The sequence below is a fragment of the Deferrisoma camini S3R1 genome (assembly GCF_000526155.1).
Taxonomy (GTDB): domain Bacteria; phylum Desulfobacterota; class Deferrisomatia; order Deferrisomatales; family Deferrisomataceae; genus Deferrisoma; species Deferrisoma camini.
This window is the reverse complement of record NZ_JAFN01000001.1, coordinates 2256522-2273951: the sequence shown is the minus strand read 5'-3', so window position 1 is coordinate 2273951 and position 17430 is coordinate 2256522. Positions and strand designations below refer to the sequence as shown.

Below are 17430 nucleotides of genomic sequence, written 5' to 3'. Positions count from 1 at the left end.
CGAAAGCCTGTCGGTTCCCGCGGTGCTCCTCGTGATCCCGGTACATAAGCCCTTTGAGAGAAGGGGGTTTCGATGAGCAAAAAGGGGACTGTCGATTCCGTTCTCTCCCGGTGTAAAGCCTTGATCCAGAACGTGGAGCCCGGGGCACGGGTGGTCTTGTACGGGTCGAGGGCTCGCGGCGACGCCAGGGACGATTCGGATTACGACCTGCTCGTGTTGTTGGAAGGACCGGTGGATCTCGCGAGGGAACAGCGGATCCGGGCCGCCGTTTACCCGGTTGAACTCGATACGGGTGCCGTGATCACGGTGTTCGCGGAGTCGCGTGAGCGGTGGGAAAGCCCCGTCTTTCAGGCCATGCCGTTCGTGCAAAATGTGGAGCGAGAGGGCCGTATCGTATGAGCCCCGAAGTCGAGGCACTGGTCAGGTACAGGTTGGAACGCTCGAGTGAGGCGCTAGAGGAAGCCGAGCTTCTTTTGGGGGCGGGCTACGGAACCTCGGCGGTGAATCGGCTGTACTACGCGGTATTCTATGCGGCCTCGGCGGCGCTTCTGGCGAAGGGATTCAGCAGCCCAAAGCACTCGGGAATACGTTCGTTGTTGCACCGCGAATTTGTGCGACCCGGTTTGCTGCCAGTGGCGTTCGGACAGTTCTATGACCAGCTCTTCGACAGCCGGCAGAGGGGGGATTACGCCGATTTGGTCCGTTTCCCGGTAGAGGACGTTCGGCCGTGGCTGCCGCGCGCAGCAGAGTTGGTGCGGCGGTTGCGGAATCTCGCGGAACAGGGGTGTGGGGCCTGAGGGGCAAGAATGCCGAACCGCTCTGAGGATTGGTTGACCCAGGCCGAGCTGGATCTGGAGATGGCGGTGCAGGCCGCCCGGATGGAGCGCCACGAGTGGGCCTGTTTCGTGGCCCAGCAGGCCGCGGAAAAGGCCGTGAAGGCCTTGCACCTGTGGTGCGGCCAGGATGCGTGGGGGCACGTGGTGGCACGGTTGCTCAAGGAGCTCCCGACGGACGTGCCGGACGACCTGGTGCAGAAGGCAAAGGTGCTCGACGGCTACTACATTCCGACCCGGTATCCCAACGGCCATCCGGCCGGGGCGCCGGCGGAACACTACGGCCCGCTCCACAGCGGCCCGGCGGTGGACTATGCCCGTGAGATCGTTGCGTTCGCCCGTGCTCAGATGGCCTCGGCCTGAGGAGGTGCTCACGGCACTCGACCGGTGGGTACGGGACGAGGCCGCCCGACACCCGGAGCTGGTGCGGCTGGGGTGCTTCGGATCCTACGTTCGGGGGGATTGGGGGCCCGGGAGCGATCTGGACCTGGTGGCGGTGGTGCGGGCCTCCCGGGAACCGTTCGAGCGCCGGTGCCTTTCCTGGAGCACTGAAGTTCTGCCGGTGCCCGTAGATCTTTTGGTGTACACAGAGGCCGAGTGGAAGGCCGTCGGTCGACGTGGCGGTCGGTTCGCTCGCGTGCTGAGGGAAGAGGTCCTCTGGGTGTGGCCGCCCCTTTCCCGTAACCCCTGATCCCCTTCCCAGGTACCCCTACCCGTGTGGATTCGAACTCTTCTCGCCATGCTGCTGTTGGCAGCGGCGTTCGCACCGACGGCGTGCCGTACGCCCGTTGACCGGGTGTTTGCCCTGCCCCTGGACCACCCCCCCACCGAGTCAGACTGGGAGAATGCGGTGCCCCTGCGCGCCCAGGCGAAGGGGGGGCGCACGACCCGGGCGGACGAGGCCTCGGTGGACGCCGATGCGGTGCACAAGGCCACGGCCTCGTGCCACCACGGCACCCAGGCCCCGCCGGTGGACCTGGAGGTGCGGGCGTTCTACACGCCGGAGCGCGTGTATCTACGGATCACCTGGTCGGACCCGACGCTGCACCGGGGGCCGGGGTGGAGCTGGGATGGAAGCTCGTGGCGGCGGGGGCCGAGCGGGCAGGACGGGGTCGCGGTGCTCTGGGGGGCCGGCGTGGAAGGGTTCACCTGCGTGAAGGCCTGCCACCTGGCGGACTTTCGCATGGCCGGACCCCGGGCCTTTGCAGACTACCGGATGGCCTCGCCCGAGGGCTGGGGACGGTTGGATCTGTGGGAGTGGAAGGCCGGGTGGGGGAGCCTGGACGGGGCTGCCGACGATCTGTTCCTGGCCCCAGGGGGCCGCGAGCCGGACGTGCCGGGCGAGCGGTTCGTGGAGAACCGGGTGCCGGAGGCGGGGGGGCCGGTGGAGGCCCCGGATCCGGAGCCCGGGGCCCGGGCTCCGGCCTTCCTGGACCGGGCCCCCCCTTCCGGTCGTACCGAGGTGGAGGCCGTGGGCAGGTGGACCGCCGGCTGGTGGAGCGTGACGTTCAGCCGGGCCCTCCAGGGGGCGGATCCGGGAGACGTGGCGCTGGAGCCGGGCGGCGTGTACCCGGTGGGGATCGCGCTTCTGGACGGGGTCAGCCAGGATCACAACGCCGTGGCCGAGCCGGTGCGCATCTGGCTGGTGCCCGGGGAGAGGCTGAGATCGGGGGGAGAGGCGCGGGTTGCCGCGGATGCCGGGGCGAGGCTTTGAGCTCTTACGTTCGATCTCACGGCACGATGCGAAACGCCCTGTTTCTTGAGGCGCGGTACGCGGAGAAACCACGGCGACCCAGGGTGAACACATCGTAGATGCGCAGTTCTTCGGCCAGTGCCACCAGCGTTGCATCGGCGAGGTCCATCGGCACGTCGGCGTAGCGCTCCATGAGTTCACGGGTTCTCGCGAGGCGCTTCGGGGTCAAGGGTACGAGCTCTGCGCCTCCAAGAAGGAAAAATCGGAGTGCGGGGTCCTGGTTGTAGAAGGACGGCCCGAGTAGATACACGGTTTCCGTGAGGACGGGTTCGGTGGTAAGGAGCTGCCCATGGAACCGGCGGAGAACTTCGACGCAGCGGGGGTGGTTCCTCTCGCTCCGGTCCAGCAAGGCCACGAGGGCCCCCGTATCCAAAAGCATTCTATCCACGGCGCCGGAACCGTCGTTCGAGGTGTTCTCTGTGGGCTTCGCCCAGGTCTGGGACCCCGGATTCCACCGAACCCAACAGGTCTCTTACCCGGGAGAAGAGGGGAGATTCCTCCGGTTCGGAACGTTCCTCCAAGAACCGGGCCAAGGCGAAACGCACGATGTCGGAGCGCCGAAACCCCGTCTTCTCCGCTGCGGTGTTGAGCGCGGATGCCAGACGGTCGTCCAGCCGGACCGTGATTTGGGAACCCATTCGGCGTGTCCTCCTGCCTTTGTGTTGTGCAATGCACGATAACCAACATGGGTAAGCCCCCGGCTATGCCGGGGGACAGTCGAAGTTTGACAGTTCCGGGAATATGCCGTTGTTCATTCTCCGTCGGATTCACTCGCCGGAGGTTGGGGCTCCGTCAGGGGCCACGTTGCTAAGGGCGAGCGATATGTTTGGGCTCAACGGGTTTTGACCTTCCGGTTGCGATCAGGCCCCTTTGAGGGGCCAGCAACCGCAAGCCCCCGGCTTTGCCGGGGGTACCTGACACCGGAGCAATGCGTTGGCAATCGAGCGAAAAAGGGTTGAGTTGACCGCGCGGTGTGGGCACCGGGGGCGCGAGAGGGGCGCCTGGTCTTGGATCGTGGGGATGCTCCTCCTGATCGGCGTGGTCGGGTGTTTCTCTTCCCGGGGAGACGACCGTACCCTCACGCAGGTCCGCGGCACGGTGTACGAGCCGGCCCGGCAGGTGGTGGTGGACGTGTACAAGCCGGGCATGGACCTGAGGGGCCCCCCCTATCTGCAGTTGGGGCCCCTGGACGACGGCGGGTTCGAGGTCGAGCTGCCCCCCGGTGAGTACCTGCTGGTGGCGCGGCGCCGGGCGAGCGGAGAGAAGACCGGGCCGGTGCGATCCGGGGACCTCAAGAGCGACCCGGTGCGGGTGCGGGTGGAGCCGGGCGAGCCCCTGGACCTCCCGGTGCTGGCCTACGTGAAGCAGGGCAACGCCAAGCAACCGCTCGGTGCGTCCGCGGGGTGGACCACCGCGATCCGGGGCCGGGTGCTGGACGCCGAGGGGAACCCCGTGGAGGGGGTGCGGGTGCACGTGTACGATCACATCCAGATGTCGGAGCGCCCCAAGTTCGTGTCGGCCAAGACCGGGCCTGACGGTCGCTACGAGGTCCGGCTGCCCGAGGGGGGGACCTACTATGTGTGCGCCCGCAACCGGTACGGGGGCCCCCCCGAGGTGGGCGAGCTGTACGGCCGGTACGACCAGGGCACCGTGGATCCCTCGGCCGTGATCGTGCCCGGGGGGCAGGTGGTCACCGGCGTGGACATCACGGTGCACAAGGTATGGTAGGAGAGGCTGGGCGGCCGGGCGGCTGGGCGGCTGGGCGGCTGGGTAGCCGGGAAGCTGGAGGCGTCACCCGTCACCCGTCACCCGTCACTCGTCACGGCGGTAAAGCTGGGAGGCTGGGAGGCTGGGAGGCTGGGAGGCCTGGCCCGCGACGGACGACCCGCGACCTGCGACCCGCGACCCTCCTTTTCCTTCTCCTCGTCGCGTGCGGGGTGCCCCGGACCGTGCCCGTGGAGGAGTTGGTCCGGGCGGCCCGGGCGGGGGATTCGGACGCGGCCGCGGACCTGGTGGGGCGGATGGGGCGCCCCTGGGCCGAGGCGATCCGGTCCGAGGCGTACAAGGCCGTTCTTGCCCTGCCGGACGAGGTGGTGGAGGCTCGGATTCGCGAGGCGTGCCGGTCGGAGGATCCGGTGCTCCGGGAGCACGCCCTGGCGGCGGCCGGGAACCGGGGGTGGCCCTGGGCGTCCGACGAGGCGGCCGCAGCGTTGGAGGACCGGTCGTTCCCGCGCCGGTACGTGGGGGCCTGGGTGCTGGGGGAGCTGGGCCGGCCCGGAGCGGCCCCGGTCTTGGCGTCCGCCCTGGCCCAAGGGGGGGATGTGGCCCGGGAGGCCACCCGGGCCCTGGTGAAGCTGGGGGCCGGTGCCGTGCCCGCGATCCTTGAGGCGGCCCCGCGCCTCGACCCCGCCGCCCGGCTCCAGGCCGTGCTCGCCCTGGGGGACATCCGAGACCGGCGCGCCGGCCCCCTTCTGGTGGAGGCCCTGGCCGACCCGCCCACCCGGTCCGCCGCGGCCTGGGCCCTGGGCATGCTGGGCGACCCCGCCCATGCTGCGGACCTGCTCCCCCTGCTGTCCGATCCGGACTGGCGGGTGCGGATGGAGGCGGCCCGGGCCCTGGGGGTGCTGGAGGCCGGTGGGGCAGACGCAGTCCTCGACCGGTTGCGCCGGGACGACCCCGTGCCCGCGGTGCGGGAGTGGGCGGCCCGCAGCCTCGCCCTGATCCGTAAGACGCCCCAGACCTTTCCGGACGAAACCGGCCGCGAGCGGCTTCCCGACAACGTGTATCGGTGAGGAAAGCGGGGCGGCTAGGCGGCTAGGCGGCTAGGCAGCCTGCGTGTCGGGGGCCAGTGGACATGAGACAGAGGACAGGGGTTCTCTGTCATCCGTCCTCTTCGTCCTGATCCGTGATCGGGATCCCCCCGCGGGTTGGGGCGGGGGATGGCGCCGGAAACAAGAAGGTTTTCAGCCGCCCAACCGCCACGCCGTCTCCAAAACGGAGTCCACACCCTTGTCCACCCGTCCCCTTGATCTCTCCCGGCATCCCCTGACCCGGCCGTTCCTGCGGCCTGCGGCCCAGACCGCCGTGCGGGCCGCGTTCCTGGCCGGGTACGTGGTGCTGGCGGCCCTGGGGTGGGGGCGGGACGCGATTCCCGGCGTGCCCGACCTGCATCCCCGGGCATACACCCACGCCACCACGCTTTTGTTCTGGGTGTTCTGGTTCATGGGGCTGGTCCTGGTGGTGCCGGCCCTCGGCCGGGCCTGGTGCGGGGTGTGTCCCCTGGGGTGGGTGACCGATGCCGTGGGCCGGCGGGGGGTGGGGCTTCCGTGGCCCCGGTGGATCTCCCGGGGATGGGGGGCCTTGGTCGTGTTCGGGCTCGGCGTGGGCGCGGTGGTGGGAACGCAAGCGAACCTGAGCCCCCATGCCACGGCGGTGCTCGTGACCGGGGTGGGAACCCTGGCCCTGGCCTCGGCCCTGCTGTGGCGGCGCAGCGCATTCTGCCGGGGGCTGTGCCCGGTGGGCGCGGTGCTCGCCCTGTACGGCCGGCATGCTCCGGTGGCGGTGGGGCCCAAGGATCCGGGGGCCTGCTCCGGGTGCGGCCGGGCCTGCGTGGCCACGGATCCCCAGTGGCGGCGCTCGGACTGGGGCCGGTGGGTGTGGTTCCACCGCCGGGACCGGGGAGGGTGCCCCGTGGCCCTGGACCCGAGCCGCATGGACGCTGCGGAGTGCCTCCTGTGCCTGCGGTGCCTGCGGCGGTGCCCCGGGGAGAACCTGGCGTTGTGGTGGGGCCGCCGGCCCTCTTCCGGGGATCTTGGTCCGGCCCGGGCGGTGTTCCTGGGGCTCCTGCTGGGGCTGGTGACCCTGGCCCTCTACCGGACCTGGCCCGCGGCCGAGGTGGCGCTCACCCCGGGGGTGCGGCCCCCCGCGTGGCTGCGCAGCGCTTGGATGGGGGTGGCGGTGCCGGCGCTCCTCCTGGCCGTTCCCGCGGCCCTGGGCCGGATGGCGCTCCGGCTGGGGGGGCGCCCCGGATCGCCGCCCGCCGGTGTGCGGCCGGGGCACGCCTCCCGTGGGCGGCCGTTCCGGTGGAGGTCGGTCCTCGCGGCGTTCGTGGGGCCGGTGCTCGGGGCCCACGGGGCGCTCGCCCTAGTCAAGCTGAACGCCAAGGCGGGGTATCTGCCCTATCTCGCGTACGACCCCCTGGGGGCCGAGACCTACCTGGCCGTGCACGTGTCCCGGGTTCTGGCGAAGCCCGATCTCCTCCTCCCCCTGGCCGTGCTCCGGTGGCTGGCCCTCGGGATCCTCGGCCTGGGCATCCTGGGCGGAGCCCGGGTGCTCGTCCGCCGGTGGCGCAACCCAGAGACCCGGCAGGAGGCCCTGTGGTACCTGCCCTCCTGGCTCCTGGTCTCCGGGGGGCTGGCGGCGGCGCTGTGGCATTGGCTGGGAGGCTAGAAGGCTAGAAGGCTGGGAGGCTGGGAGGCTGGAGATCCAGCGGCTGAAAGCCGACGACTAGTGTACCGTTTCGCAAAAACGTATGCGGATTGCGTGGATGGGGCTGGGGGCTCCGACGAAGCGCGACGGCCGAGCAGCCCGGGCCGCCCGGCGCCAGGGGAGCGACCGCGGCGCGTGCCCTCACGCGCCGCAGCGGACCGCGCCGAGGCGGCCCCTGCGAGGCCGTTCAGCGAAGGAGGGGCTCCCAGCCCCATCCCCTGGGAAAACCGCGAGATTTCGGAAACGCTACACTAGCGGCCGCCGCATAGCAAGTTGCGTTCGAAGCCATCAGACCTCTGAACCGGCGGGGCAAGGGGCCTGGTGGAGCGCCGGGCGTGGCTCCTACAGTCGCTGCACCCGGCACTCAGCCGATGTTTGCCTCGCGACAATCCCGAACATGCCTTGTCAACGTTCGCTTTTCCAGCGTCCAAGGAGCATAGGGCTGAGTGCCGGGTGCGGCGTAAGTCCAATACTGTTCACTTAGTGTGCCTTCGTGCTATTCTTCTCTCGTCTTCCTTACTCATGGAAAGCGAGGTGAAGGATGGCTCGAACTCCAGCAGGGCTTCCCGAAGGCACGCGGATCACGGATTACATCACGCTGGGGGTCATCGCAAAAACGTTCCCCCTGCCCAAGGTGCACGAGGTGCTGCAAGCCACAGGCAAGGCGAGCCAGCGACAGCGCGCCTTACCTGCCCATGTCGTGGTCTACTATGTGATCGCACTGGCGTTGTACATGAGCGTGTCCACACGAGAGGTGCTCCGCTGTTTGCTCGAAGGTCTCCAGTGGCTCATGGGGCCCCGTGAACGCGTTCGCGTTGCCGGAAAATCGGCCATCTCCCAAGCGCGGTCCCGTCTGGGGGCGGAACCGATCGAACGGCTGCACAACGAACTCGTCCGGCCGATCGCCGAAACGGCCACCCGAGGGGCGTGGTACCGGCGCTGGCGGCTGGTCAGCCTGGACGGCAGCACCTTGGATGTGGCCGATACTCAGGAGAACGAACAAGCCTTCGGACGCCCCAAGGCCGCCCGGGGACGGAGCGCCTATCCGCAGATCCGGTTCGTCTCCTTGGTGGAGAACGGAACCCACGTGCTGTTCGGCTCCCGCATGGGTGGATACCACACGAGCGAGGTCGCGTTGGCTCGGCACGTGGTGGAGTCCTTGCGGCCCGGGATGCTGTGTCTGGCCGATCGGTGTTTCTTCTCCTGGCCCTTGTGGACCCAGGCCTGCGCAACCGGAGCCGATCTGCTGTGGCGAGTGAAGGCAAGCGCACGCCTGCCGTGCATCCGCCGTCTGTCCGATGGTTCCTATCTGAGCAAGATCTATCCCAACGCCTATGCTCGCCAAAAGGATCGGGGCGGTGTCATGGTCCGGGTGATCGAGTACACACTGGACGGAGTCCCAGGCGCAGAGGACGTGTACCGGTTGGTGACCACGATCCTCGACCCTGAAGATGCCCCGGCAGAGGAGTTGGCCGCCCTGTACCAGGAACGCTGGGAGATCGAGACTGCACTCGACGAGTTGAAAACGCACCTCCGAGGGGCTCGGATTGTGCTCCGGAGCAAGACCCCGGAGCTCGTCCGACAGGAGTTCTTTGGGTTCCTGATGGCGCATTTTGCGATACGAGGACTCATGCATGAAGCCGCCCGCAAGGGCGATGTGGATCCTGACGAACTTTCCTTCGTTCACACGGTGCGGGTGGTGCGTCGGAGACTGCCCGCTTTCGTCGCCACTCCCCCCTGAGCACAGGGCGGCGTTCCATGCGCAGGTGCTGGAGGAGATTTTGGAAGAGCGAGTGGTGTCCAGTCGTGGTCGACGCAACCCGCGAGCGGTGAAGCGGAAGATGACCCCGTATCCGACTCGGCATCGCCAAACGGTCTCGCCCATGCGACTGCAGCCCATTTGCGAACACGTTCGTATCTTAAAGTGAACAGTATTGGGCGTAAGTCGGATGCTGCACTCACGCACGGCCGGAACCAGGCCCCTTGCCCCGGCCCCCCGGATGGATCTTGGTTTGAACGCAACTTGGTATCACTCCGGCGGCCGGCCCGGGAACGGCCAGGGCACCGGAACGGGCCCGGGCAGGACCGGTCGCACGTCGACGCCCCTGCCCCCTCGGCGTTCCCGCCCGTCCAGCGAGGCCTCCACCACCTGGTCGGCCGAGAGCCCGCCCCAGTAGTTTCCGGGGAACCGGAGGCCCCGCTCCTGCTCCCAGCCGAGCTTCACCGGCACCCGGTTGGCACGCAGGTTGTTGGAGCGGAACACGGTGCCGCCGCCGCATCGGGTCACCGCGAAGATGCCCACCTCGTTGTCCGAGATCTCGTTGCCCTCCACCCGGGCCGGGTGACCCCGCTCCTCGAACCGGATCCCGTGGGTGTTGTGGTGGATCCACGACCCTTCCAGGGTGAGGTCGGCCGTGGAGAACCGCACACCGTCCACGTTGTCGGCGAACTCGCACCTCCGGATCGTGGCAGGGCTGTAGTGGACCTGGATGCCGCTGAAGGCGTACCGAACCCGCACGAACTCCAGCTCCGCGCCCGACGCGAAGTTGACCATCAGGTACTTCCAGTCCCCGGGGCGGGGCTCGGGCTCGGCCGAGGCCAGATCGATGGGCCGCTCCGCCGTGCCCCGCGCGGTGAGCCGGCCCTCCACCGTGATCTCGGCGTCGCCGATGCCGTCCCCGTCCCAGTCGACCCGCCGGAACCGCACCCGGGTGCCGGGCGCGATCACCAACTCCCCGCCCGAGCGCACCACCACGATCCGGTCGAGCACCACCTCGCCGCTCCACTCGGTGCGGCCCGTGATCGACTCGGTGGGCATGGCGTGGAGGTCGGTGGGGGGCACACCAGGCCCCGGCGTCCGGCATCCGGCCAGGAGGAGGAAGAGGAGGACTAGGGGGATGACGGGTGACGAGTGACCGAAAGGCCGTGACGGGTGACGAGTGACAGAAAGGCCGTGACGAGTGACGGGTGACGGGTGACGGGGTTTCCGCTGCCCAGCCGCCCAGCATCCTAGCGTCTTCGCCTTCCCGCCTTCCCGCCTCCCAGCCTCCCAGCTTCCTAGCCTCCTAGCCGTCATCCAACACCCTCTTCACCACGATCTCCACCCCCTCCAGCACCCGGCCCCGGGGCACCACCAGGCCGTGGTCCGGGGAGCCCTCGTAGAACCCGAACCACTCTCCGGGCCGGGGGGAGCCGCCGGAGTTCTCACGGCCGCCCAGGTAGAACAGACCGCCCTCGCCCAGGGGCAGCTCGAACCGGCCGTCCGGGCCGGTGGGAAGGGTGCGGAAGTCGGGCATGCCGTGGCCGATGGTCCGGTTCCGATAGGCGAACACGTACACCCCGGCCACGGGCCGGCCCTGGGGGTCCACCACCCGGCCCCGGACACCGGTGCCGGTGAGCTCCATGCTGCCGGCGTCGGGGGCCGTGTCCTGTTCCTTCTGCACCAGGTGGATGTCGAGCCGGGTCTCCTGGCCGTCCCGGATCGGAACGGGGTTGGCCGGGGCGATTCCGTAAAGGTCGCCCTTGCGCACCGGCCCCATGCCGCCCTCGTGGAGCCGCTTGCGGGCCACCACCCAGTACCGGCCCGCCAAGACCCCCTCGATCACATACCCGCCGTCGGGACCGGTGGGAAACGAGTCCTGGATGCCCGGTCCCCTCAGGCCCCGGCTTTCGTCCGCATACAGGCTGACGACCGCCCCTTCCACGGGCCGGCCCCGGTGGAGAACCCTGCCCACGATCGACCCGAACCCGGGTTCGGCATCGGCCAGGGGAGCAAACGTCGGGGACTCTGCAGGCACAGCCTGGAGCCCGATCCAAACCGGTTGGCCCGGCGGCAGGTACACCGGGTTTTGTCCGGGGATCGCCGCCAAGGGGCCCGGCCCCCGGGCCTCCACCCGGTACGGGCCCGGCGGAAGGTGGGGCACCTCGAACCGGCCGTCCGGTCCGGTGCGAACCTCGGCCCCCGCGCCCCCGTTCGTCGGCTCGAGCCGTACCCGAGCCCCGGCCAGCGGGCTGCTGTCGTGCATCACCCGGCCCCGCACGGCGGCCCGGGGGGCGCAGGCGGAAAGGATTGCCCCCACGAGGAGCACGGCCCACCCTCTCATCGCGCCGCCCCCACCCGGATCGGCACGGGACCGGTCTTCCCCTCGGCCACGTCGGCGTCGCCGAAGGCCTCCCCTTCGGCCAGGGGGCCTCCCAGGCTCTTCCGGGCCCGCAGGTACGCGGCCGTGCCCGGCGGGATCGGGACGAACGTGCGGCCGTCGGGCCCGGTGGGCGAGCTCACGGCCATGGGCGGGCCCGAGCGGGTCGGCACGGGGTAGGCCAGCACGTGGTATCCGGCCAGCGGTTGGCCGTCCTGGCCCGTGACCATGACGGGGAGCCCGTGGTAGGCATCTGGGTCCTCCTCGAGCTGGCTCAGGCGCTCCACCATCGGGATCTCCAGCCGCACCACCTCACCGGCGCCCACCCGCACGGGGTTGCCGGCGTAGAAGTTGAACCGGTCGCCGACCTCGATGGGGCCGTACGAGCCGCCCCGGGCCCGCTTGCGCGCCACCAGGTAATAGGTGCCCGGCGGCACCGCCACCCGGAACCGGCCGGTGCGCACCGGCACGGTCTGACGGGCCGGGCCGCGAAAGCCCGTTCCCGGGTCCGTGTATAGGTACAGGTAGCACTTCTCCACGGGCTCGCCGTCGAAGGTGATGACGCCCTCGATCCGGCTGCGCTCGGACCGGCTCCGGCGTTCCTCGGGCACCCGGATCAGGTTCAGCCCCACCGCGGTCCACGCCCCGGCGGTCACCACCACGGGGGATCCGGAGTACAGGCACCACAGGTCTCCGGGCTCGGGCCGGGGGGCCGTGTTCCCGTTGGCCTTGGCCAATCCCTCCACCACGTACCGGCCTGGGGGAAGCCCGATCCGGTAGGTGCCGTCGGTCGCGGTTCGGGCCTCGCCTACCGGCTTCTCTCCGGTCCACGGGCCGAAGGTGCCCGGCCGGTACGCGTAGGCCCGCACCACCAGGCCCTCCACCAGGGTGCCCCCCAGGCTCACCCGGCCGCGGATCCCCTGCTCCGCCAGAACCCCGGGTGCCCAGCCCGTGAGAACCAGGGCCGCGATCGCGGCCAGGAAGGTTCCCACCGATCGCCGTGCAGTCCCGGCGGTGGCGCACCTCCCTCTCCCCCCGAGGGAGGGAGGGCCGGGGTGAGGGGGGCCTCCGGGGCGTCGCCTGGGAGAAGGGGGCGCGTCTCGGTTTGCACAACGGGCCTTCGCCTCCCAGCCTCCCAGCCTCCCAGCCTCCCAGCGGCAAAGGGACTCGCATTTTCGCGCGAGGGGGCTTTTCATCGGCGGGCCACCTGGTTCGTTCGTGCTACCCGTCACCACATCTCCTCCACCACGATGCGAACCCCGCGCAGCGGGGCGCCCGGGGTCACCCGCACGCCGGCCCCGTCGTCTCCCCGGAACGCCCCCACCCGTTCCCCTGGCTCGGCCGGGCCGCCGATCCGGCTGCGGGCGCCCAGCCAGTACGTGCCGGGGCCCGGCAGATAGATTCGGAACTCGCCCGATGGACCGGTTGGGGGCGCCATGGCTGCGGGTTTCCCCACCATTCTCGGGTCCGTGAACGCCAACACGTAGAGCCCCTCGGCAGGTCGGCCGCCGGGGTCCACCACCGTGCCCTCCACCCAGGTGTCGCCCTTGGGGGAGGCCCGCAGGGTTTGGCCCCAAATGCCCGGGTCCAGTGGGCGCAGCACCAGAGGCGGGGCCTGTACGGTGCCACGGCTGGGCACCTGCACCACGGTCTCGGCCACCTTGTCCCCCGGCACCAGGCTGCCGTGGGGCTCCCCGCTCCGGCGCCACCGGGCGGCCAGTGTGTACGTTCCCGGCCGAAGGCCGAGCCGATACCGGCCGGCCGTGTCCGGGGCCGCGGCCGCGGCAAACCCGGGGCCGGTGGGCCGCCGGTGCCGGCCGGGGTACGCGTACACCATGACCTCTGCGAAAGGCGCCCCCCGCACGATCCCCTCCACCGGGATCCCCGAGCCGACGCCCGAGGACCCCAGGGCCGAGGGATCGGTCAGCACAACGTCCGCCCGGGCCGTGTGCCCGGCCTGCACCCGCACCGGCGAGGGCGACGCCTCCCCCCGGAGCCGCACCGACCTGCCGTCGCGCTCCGCGGTGGCCCGGGCCCAGATCCAGTACGTGCCGGCGGGCAGTTCCAGCCGGAACCGGCCGGCCTCGTCGCTGGCCGCCTCGGCCAGCGGTTCCACGGTCGGGTCAAGATCGGGCCGCGGGTAGGCCTGCACGAGGGCTGTGGCGACGCCCCGACCGTCCCATTTCACGGTGCCCTCCACCGTTCCCGGGCCGGCTGGGGCGGAGCACCCCATCGCCACGAGGGCGATGCCGAGGATCACCGCTCTCACCGGCCCCCACCCAGCCGCGGTACTAGGATCGCCGCACTCGCGTACACCGCCGCGCCCGCGACCAGGGTGCCGGTGTATCCGAAGTGCAGCGCCACGAGCAGCGCGCCCACCGATCCCAGGATCCCTGCGGCGCCGTTGAGGGCCCAGCACCAGGGCAGGCTGGCCCCAGCCGCCTGCCCGAGGAGGGCCATGCCGGAGGGGAATGGGATGCCCATGAGAAACGCCAGGGGAGCGAGCGCCGCAACGGCCACGGCGGCCCGACCGACCAGGCCCCAGGGGTGATCGGGCCGGAACCACCCGGGGGCCAGGAGGGCCCAGGCCCAGACCCCGGCGGCCACCACCAGCAGAACCCCCGTCAGGCGCCTGGGATTCGGAGCGATCCGAGGGGCCAGCAGGCTTCCCAAACCGCTGCCGCACAGGAACGCGGCCAGCACGGCGGCGGCGGCGTAGACGGGGTGGGCCAGGAACAGGACGAGCCGCTTCAAAATGCCGATCTCCACCAGCATGTACCCCAGCCCGATGGCCGCTGCATAGGCGAGCGCCGGCCCGCCCCCCCGGGGAAGCGCGTGGCGCAGCGCCACCGGCGCCACCAGTCCGACCAGGGTGAGCAGCGCCAGCACCAGGAAGGCGGAGCGGAGCAGCAGCACTCCCTGGTTGTCGAACCCCACGGCCCGGGACCCAGGCTGCAGAAAGTCCCGGAGCCTCAATGTGTAGTAGAAGAACGGCCGGTCGTCCGTGGGAGGAGACAGGTCGTAGGGCAATCGGTCCAGCGTAGACGAAAGGTCCGGGGCTTCCAGGATCCGAGCTAGGAGGTTGTCTCCCCCCTCCGGCGGGTAGAGCATCCGGAATCGGGCAGCTTTCACCCGCTCGCGGAGCGATCGGTCCTCCTGCGGGGTGAACGGCCTCCGGCTCACGAGCACGTTGGCCACGGCCCGGTCCCCCACCACCCGCACGTGGGCCTGGGGCGCCGCCACCCCCTGGCGGTCCAACAGGTCGCGAACGAGCGCCACCAACCGGGGGGCCCTGCGCTCGTGGGCGAACAGCGTGATGGACAGGATGCCATCGGGCGACAGGCGTCGCCAGTACGCCTCCAAGGCTTCCCGCGTGTGGAGAAAGTCCTCCGACAAGGTGAACACGCCGCCTGCCGGCGGCATCCGGCCGAACACGGCCGAGGCCTCGATCACGTCGTACCGGGCCGGGTCCCGCGCCGTGAAGGCCCGGGCGTCGGCCACCGCGAGGCGTACCCGGGCATCGGAGTACGGGCGGCCCGTGAACCCGGCGAACACCTCCTCCACCATCTCGACGACCCCGGGGTTGATCTCCACGGCCTGGACCCGGGTCCCGGGGAACGACAGGGCCACCCACACGTCCTTGCCCCCGCCCGGCCCCACGATCAGGGTCCGGGCCCCGGGTCTCAGGTGCCATGCCAAAGCCACCAGGTTCTGGCGGAAGTAGTCCGGGTTGGCCCGGGCGGCACCCCCCTCGTACAGGTTGGTGTAGCCTGAGTCGTCCACCACGAGCCCGAGCTGCTGCGGGTGGGGACCCCGGTACCTCGGCGAGAGCCCGAACGGCCGGGCGGCCTCGCCCGGGGCCAAAGGGTAAGCGGCCACCCGGCTCATGGGGTTCCACCGCACGGCCAGCAGGCCCGGCTCGTACCGGCCCCGGGCCAGGGGCAGCTCGGCTGCGCCGGTGGCGTCCAGGCCCCAGGCCAGGGCGCACCCGGCCAGCAGCACGAGGATCGTACCGGGCGGGGCGCGTCTTCGCCCTGCGGCAGCGGCGAAGGCCAGGGACGCCACCGCGGCCAAGGCAGCCGGCGCGCTCCACACCGTGAGGGCCGCCGGAACGGCCGCGGCCCCGATCCCGGAACCGCCCAGGATCCAGGCATAGGTGCGGTGGATCCGGCCCCTCCCTGCCGAGAGCGCCGCGGCCAGTGCCACGCCGGCCCCCAAAAACGGAAGCCCCGCGGCCCCGGCCAGGGCGGCCACCCTCCACCCGATGCCGGAGTCGGGAAGCGCGGCCAGGGTGCGCGCGAACGGTTGGAAGAACGGTTGGTGGAACGGCGCCAGGGCCCAGGCCGCGAGGCGGGGGCTGAAGTGAACGGCCACGAGCCCAGCCAGGAACCCCAGCACCCCCACGCCGAACCCGGCGGCGCCCCATCGAACCAGCGCCGGGCCTGGGCGCCGCACCAGGCCCACCCAGACCGCTCCGGCCGACAGCCCCAGAAGCGCGACCCCGATGGTGAGGCTGGCGAAGTGGTACCACATGAGCACCGAGAACAGCCGCAGCAGGAGGAGCTCATAGGCCAGCACCCCGGCCGACAGGGCCAGAAGCGCCAGCCCCCCTGCGGACGAACAAAAGGGCTGCCCCTGGGCAGCCCTGCTTGGTTCCGCTCGAGGCACCCGCTCAGCGGGAAGCGAGCTCACGCGGCTCCTCGATGGTGAGCACCCGGCCGGGAGTGATCCCAGTGAGGACCTTGCGGGCCCCGCTCGGGAACCGCACCTCTACGGTGTAGGTGCTGCCGGCCTGGACCCCGAAGAGGAGCTCCTGGGGGGGTTGGGCGCAAAATCCGGAGGCCGTGGGGAGCTCGGCCATGCCCACCAACTTGCCTTCCCGGCGCACCCACACCCGGGAGCCCACGGCCATGCGGTTCGACAGGGTGCCCACGAGCCGCACCTTGAGCCAGTTGCCGTCGTCGAGCGTGTTGCGCAACAGCCGGTTCTCCACGCCCCAGTTCACCACGTACAGGTCCAGGTCCCCGTCCGAGTCCACGTCGGCGAACATCGTGCCCTTGGTCCGCACGGTCTCGCACCGCACGTCCGGGTTGCGGTCCGCGATGTTCGTGAAGGTACCGTCCCCGTTGTTGCGGTAGAGCTGGTTCGCCACCTTGCAGTCGCCCTCGTACAGGTCCAGGTCGCCGTCGTGATCGATGTCTCCGAAAGCAGGGCCCTTGCCCCACCCCTCGTCGGCCAGACCGGCTTGGGCCCCCACCTCGGTGAACCGACCGGTGCCGTCGTTCAGGTACAGGGCGTTGGGTCCGACATAGTTGGACACGAACAGGTCCAGGTCGCCGTCCGAGTCCACGTCGGCAAAGGCCGCGCCCAGGCCCCAGTTGGCGTCCGCCACGCCGGCCTCCCGGCTCACCTCCCGGAACGTGCCGTCCCGGTTGTTCAGGTACAGCCGGTTCGGCTCGCCAGCCGGGTACCGGCCGTTCACCACGTACAGGTCCTGCCACCCGTCCCCGTTCACGTCGGCCCACACCGCCATCCACGACCACGACCGGTCGCCCACGCCCGCCTGGTCGGTGACCTCGGTGAACGTTCCGTCCCCGTTGTTGTGAAACAGCTGGTTCTTGGCGCCCACGCCGTAGTTGGCCAGGTACAGGTCCAAGTACCCGTCGTTGTCGTAGTCGGCCGCGGCCGCGGCATAGGTGAACGCCTTGGACCCCACCCCCGCCGTCTCGGTCACGTCCACGAACCGGCCGCCCACGTTCCTGAGCAGGCGGTTGGCCTCCACCTCGTACCGGCCGCCCTTGGCGAGGTAGAGGTCCACCCACCCGTCGTTGTCGAAGTCGAAGAAGATCGACCCCATGGCGAAGCCGGCATCCCCCAAGTTGTCGCCGGCCTCGGCCGTGATGTCGGTGAACGTGCCGTCGCCGTTGTTGCGGTACAGACGGTTGGCTCCGCCCTTGTTCGACACGTACAGGTCCCAGTCGCCGTCGTTGTCGATGTCGGCAAACGCCACGCCCTTGCCGTTGCCGGCGTCGCCCACCCCGGCCTTCCGGGTCACGTCCACGAACAGGGTCTCGGCCGCCAGGACCGGTCCACAAGCCAAAGCCGCCACGACCAGGGCGGAGATCATGCGCCGCTTCACTTGGTGCCTCCTTCTCGGAACGGTGGGAAACCCGCCGCGACAGTATCGCCCACTGGGCCGGGCCCGTCAAAGGACGAG

Annotated in this window: 17 protein-coding genes; 9 read left to right on the top strand and 8 right to left on the bottom strand. The window is 70.5% G+C overall.

Annotated features, from left to right (window positions below):
- Nucleotides 1-72 precede the first annotated feature (72 nt).
- The 5 genes from DEFCA_RS0109995 to DEFCA_RS0109975 are packed head-to-tail and all read left to right on the top strand — an operon-like array spanning nt 73 to nt 2547.
- Nucleotides 73-399: a nucleotidyltransferase domain-containing protein gene (locus DEFCA_RS0109995; RefSeq protein WP_025322881.1), complete on the top strand. Its 327-nt coding sequence runs from the start codon at nt 73-75 to the stop codon at nt 397-399.
- Entirely contained in the window at nt 396-797 is a 402-nt protein-coding gene (locus DEFCA_RS0109990; protein ID WP_025322880.1) for a HEPN domain-containing protein, read from the top strand. The genes DEFCA_RS0109995 and DEFCA_RS0109990 overlap by 4 nt, the downstream gene beginning before the upstream one ends.
- A gap of 9 nt (nt 798-806) precedes the next feature.
- Complete coding sequence (locus DEFCA_RS0109985) at nt 807-1196, top strand: HEPN domain-containing protein (protein ID WP_025322879.1); 390 nt, start codon at nt 807-809, stop codon at nt 1194-1196.
- A gap of 4 nt (nt 1197-1200) precedes the next feature.
- On the top strand, nt 1201-1524 hold the full coding sequence (locus DEFCA_RS0109980; RefSeq protein WP_025322878.1) for a nucleotidyltransferase domain-containing protein: 324 nt from the start codon (nt 1201-1203) through the stop codon (nt 1522-1524).
- Nucleotides 1525-1548: 24 nt separating this feature from the next.
- Entirely contained in the window at nt 1549-2547 is a 999-nt protein-coding gene (locus DEFCA_RS0109975) for an ethylbenzene dehydrogenase-related protein (RefSeq protein ID WP_169709533.1), read from the top strand.
- Nucleotides 2548-2563: 16 nt separating this feature from the next.
- On the opposite strand, the gene DEFCA_RS0109970 is transcribed toward DEFCA_RS0109975, so the two are convergent.
- Complete coding sequence (locus DEFCA_RS0109970) at nt 2564-2965, bottom strand: type II toxin-antitoxin system VapC family toxin (RefSeq protein WP_025322876.1); 402 nt, start codon at nt 2963-2965, stop codon at nt 2564-2566.
- Nucleotide 2966: 1 nt separating this feature from the next.
- Nucleotides 2967-3224 (bottom strand): ribbon-helix-helix domain-containing protein, encoded by a 258-nt coding sequence (locus tag DEFCA_RS24695; protein WP_025322875.1) that lies wholly within the window; start codon nt 3222-3224, stop codon nt 2967-2969.
- Nucleotides 3225-3606: 382 nt separating this feature from the next.
- Here DEFCA_RS24695 and DEFCA_RS20640 point away from each other — a divergent pair, with 382 nt between their 5' ends.
- From DEFCA_RS20640 to DEFCA_RS0109945, 4 genes are all read left to right on the top strand, one after another.
- Nucleotides 3607-4314: a carboxypeptidase-like regulatory domain-containing protein gene (locus DEFCA_RS20640; protein ID WP_025322874.1), complete on the top strand. Its 708-nt coding sequence runs from the start codon at nt 3607-3609 to the stop codon at nt 4312-4314.
- A 227-nt stretch (nt 4315-4541) separates the two neighbouring features.
- On the top strand, nt 4542-5378 hold the full coding sequence (locus DEFCA_RS20635) for a HEAT repeat domain-containing protein (RefSeq protein WP_025322873.1): 837 nt from the start codon (nt 4542-4544) through the stop codon (nt 5376-5378).
- Nucleotides 5379-5595: 217 nt separating this feature from the next.
- The gene (locus tag DEFCA_RS0109950; protein ID WP_025322872.1) at nt 5596-7035 is read left to right on the top strand and encodes a 4Fe-4S binding protein; all 1440 of its coding nucleotides are present in this window, start codon (nt 5596-5598) and stop codon (nt 7033-7035) included.
- A gap of 580 nt (nt 7036-7615) precedes the next feature.
- A complete protein-coding gene (locus DEFCA_RS0109945) occupies nt 7616-8815 on the top strand; it encodes an IS4 family transposase (protein WP_025321572.1) in 1200 nt (399 codons plus the stop codon).
- Between the two features lie 288 nt (nt 8816-9103).
- Here the strand turns inward: DEFCA_RS0109945 and DEFCA_RS19415 are convergent, their stop codons facing one another.
- The 6 genes from DEFCA_RS19415 to DEFCA_RS0109915 form a co-directional block, all read right to left on the bottom strand.
- Nucleotides 9104-9916: a right-handed parallel beta-helix repeat-containing protein gene (locus tag DEFCA_RS19415; protein ID WP_025322871.1), complete on the bottom strand. Its 813-nt coding sequence runs from the start codon at nt 9914-9916 to the stop codon at nt 9104-9106.
- Between the two features lie 223 nt (nt 9917-10139).
- Nucleotides 10140-11177 (bottom strand): carboxypeptidase-like regulatory domain-containing protein, encoded by a 1038-nt coding sequence (locus DEFCA_RS0109935; protein ID WP_025322870.1) that lies wholly within the window; start codon nt 11175-11177, stop codon nt 10140-10142.
- Nucleotides 11174-12205, bottom strand: coding sequence for a hypothetical protein (locus DEFCA_RS0109930; RefSeq protein ID WP_025322869.1), 1032 nt, complete (start codon nt 12203-12205; stop codon nt 11174-11176). Before DEFCA_RS0109930 ends, DEFCA_RS0109935 begins: the two co-directional genes overlap by 4 nt.
- Before the next feature lie 236 nt (nt 12206-12441).
- On the bottom strand, nt 12442-13482 hold the full coding sequence (locus tag DEFCA_RS0109925) for a carboxypeptidase-like regulatory domain-containing protein (RefSeq protein ID WP_169709531.1): 1041 nt from the start codon (nt 13480-13482) through the stop codon (nt 12442-12444).
- Nucleotides 13479-15905, bottom strand: coding sequence for a polyamine aminopropyltransferase (locus DEFCA_RS0109920; RefSeq protein ID WP_169709530.1), 2427 nt, complete (start codon nt 15903-15905; stop codon nt 13479-13481). Before DEFCA_RS0109920 ends, DEFCA_RS0109925 begins: the two co-directional genes overlap by 4 nt.
- Complete coding sequence (locus tag DEFCA_RS0109915) at nt 15886-17352, bottom strand: CRTAC1 family protein (RefSeq protein WP_025322866.1); 1467 nt, start codon at nt 17350-17352, stop codon at nt 15886-15888. The genes DEFCA_RS0109920 and DEFCA_RS0109915 overlap by 20 nt, the downstream gene beginning before the upstream one ends.
- Nucleotides 17353-17430 lie beyond the last annotated feature (78 nt).

What these genes read in the sequence shown, in the direction of transcription:
- DEFCA_RS0109970 (WP_025322876.1), bottom strand. Translation starts at nt 2,965, where the DNA reads ATGCTTTTGGATACGGGGGCCCTCGTGGCCTTGCTGGACCGGAGCGAG.
- DEFCA_RS0109945 (WP_025321572.1), top strand. Translation starts at nt 7,616, where the DNA reads ATGGCTCGAACTCCAGCAGGGCTTCCCGAAGGCACGCGGATCACGGAT.
- DEFCA_RS0109985 (WP_025322879.1), top strand. Translation starts at nt 807, where the DNA reads ATGCCGAACCGCTCTGAGGATTGGTTGACCCAGGCCGAGCTGGATCTG.
- DEFCA_RS0109995 (WP_025322881.1), top strand. Translation starts at nt 73, where the DNA reads ATGAGCAAAAAGGGGACTGTCGATTCCGTTCTCTCCCGGTGTAAAGCC.
- DEFCA_RS0109935 (WP_025322870.1), bottom strand. Translation starts at nt 11,177, where the DNA reads ATGAGAGGGTGGGCCGTGCTCCTCGTGGGGGCAATCCTTTCCGCCTGC.
- DEFCA_RS20640 (WP_025322874.1), top strand. Translation starts at nt 3,607, where the DNA reads ATGCTCCTCCTGATCGGCGTGGTCGGGTGTTTCTCTTCCCGGGGAGAC.
- DEFCA_RS24695 (WP_025322875.1), bottom strand. Translation starts at nt 3,224, where the DNA reads ATGGGTTCCCAAATCACGGTCCGGCTGGACGACCGTCTGGCATCCGCG.
- DEFCA_RS0109990 (WP_025322880.1), top strand. Translation starts at nt 396, where the DNA reads ATGAGCCCCGAAGTCGAGGCACTGGTCAGGTACAGGTTGGAACGCTCG.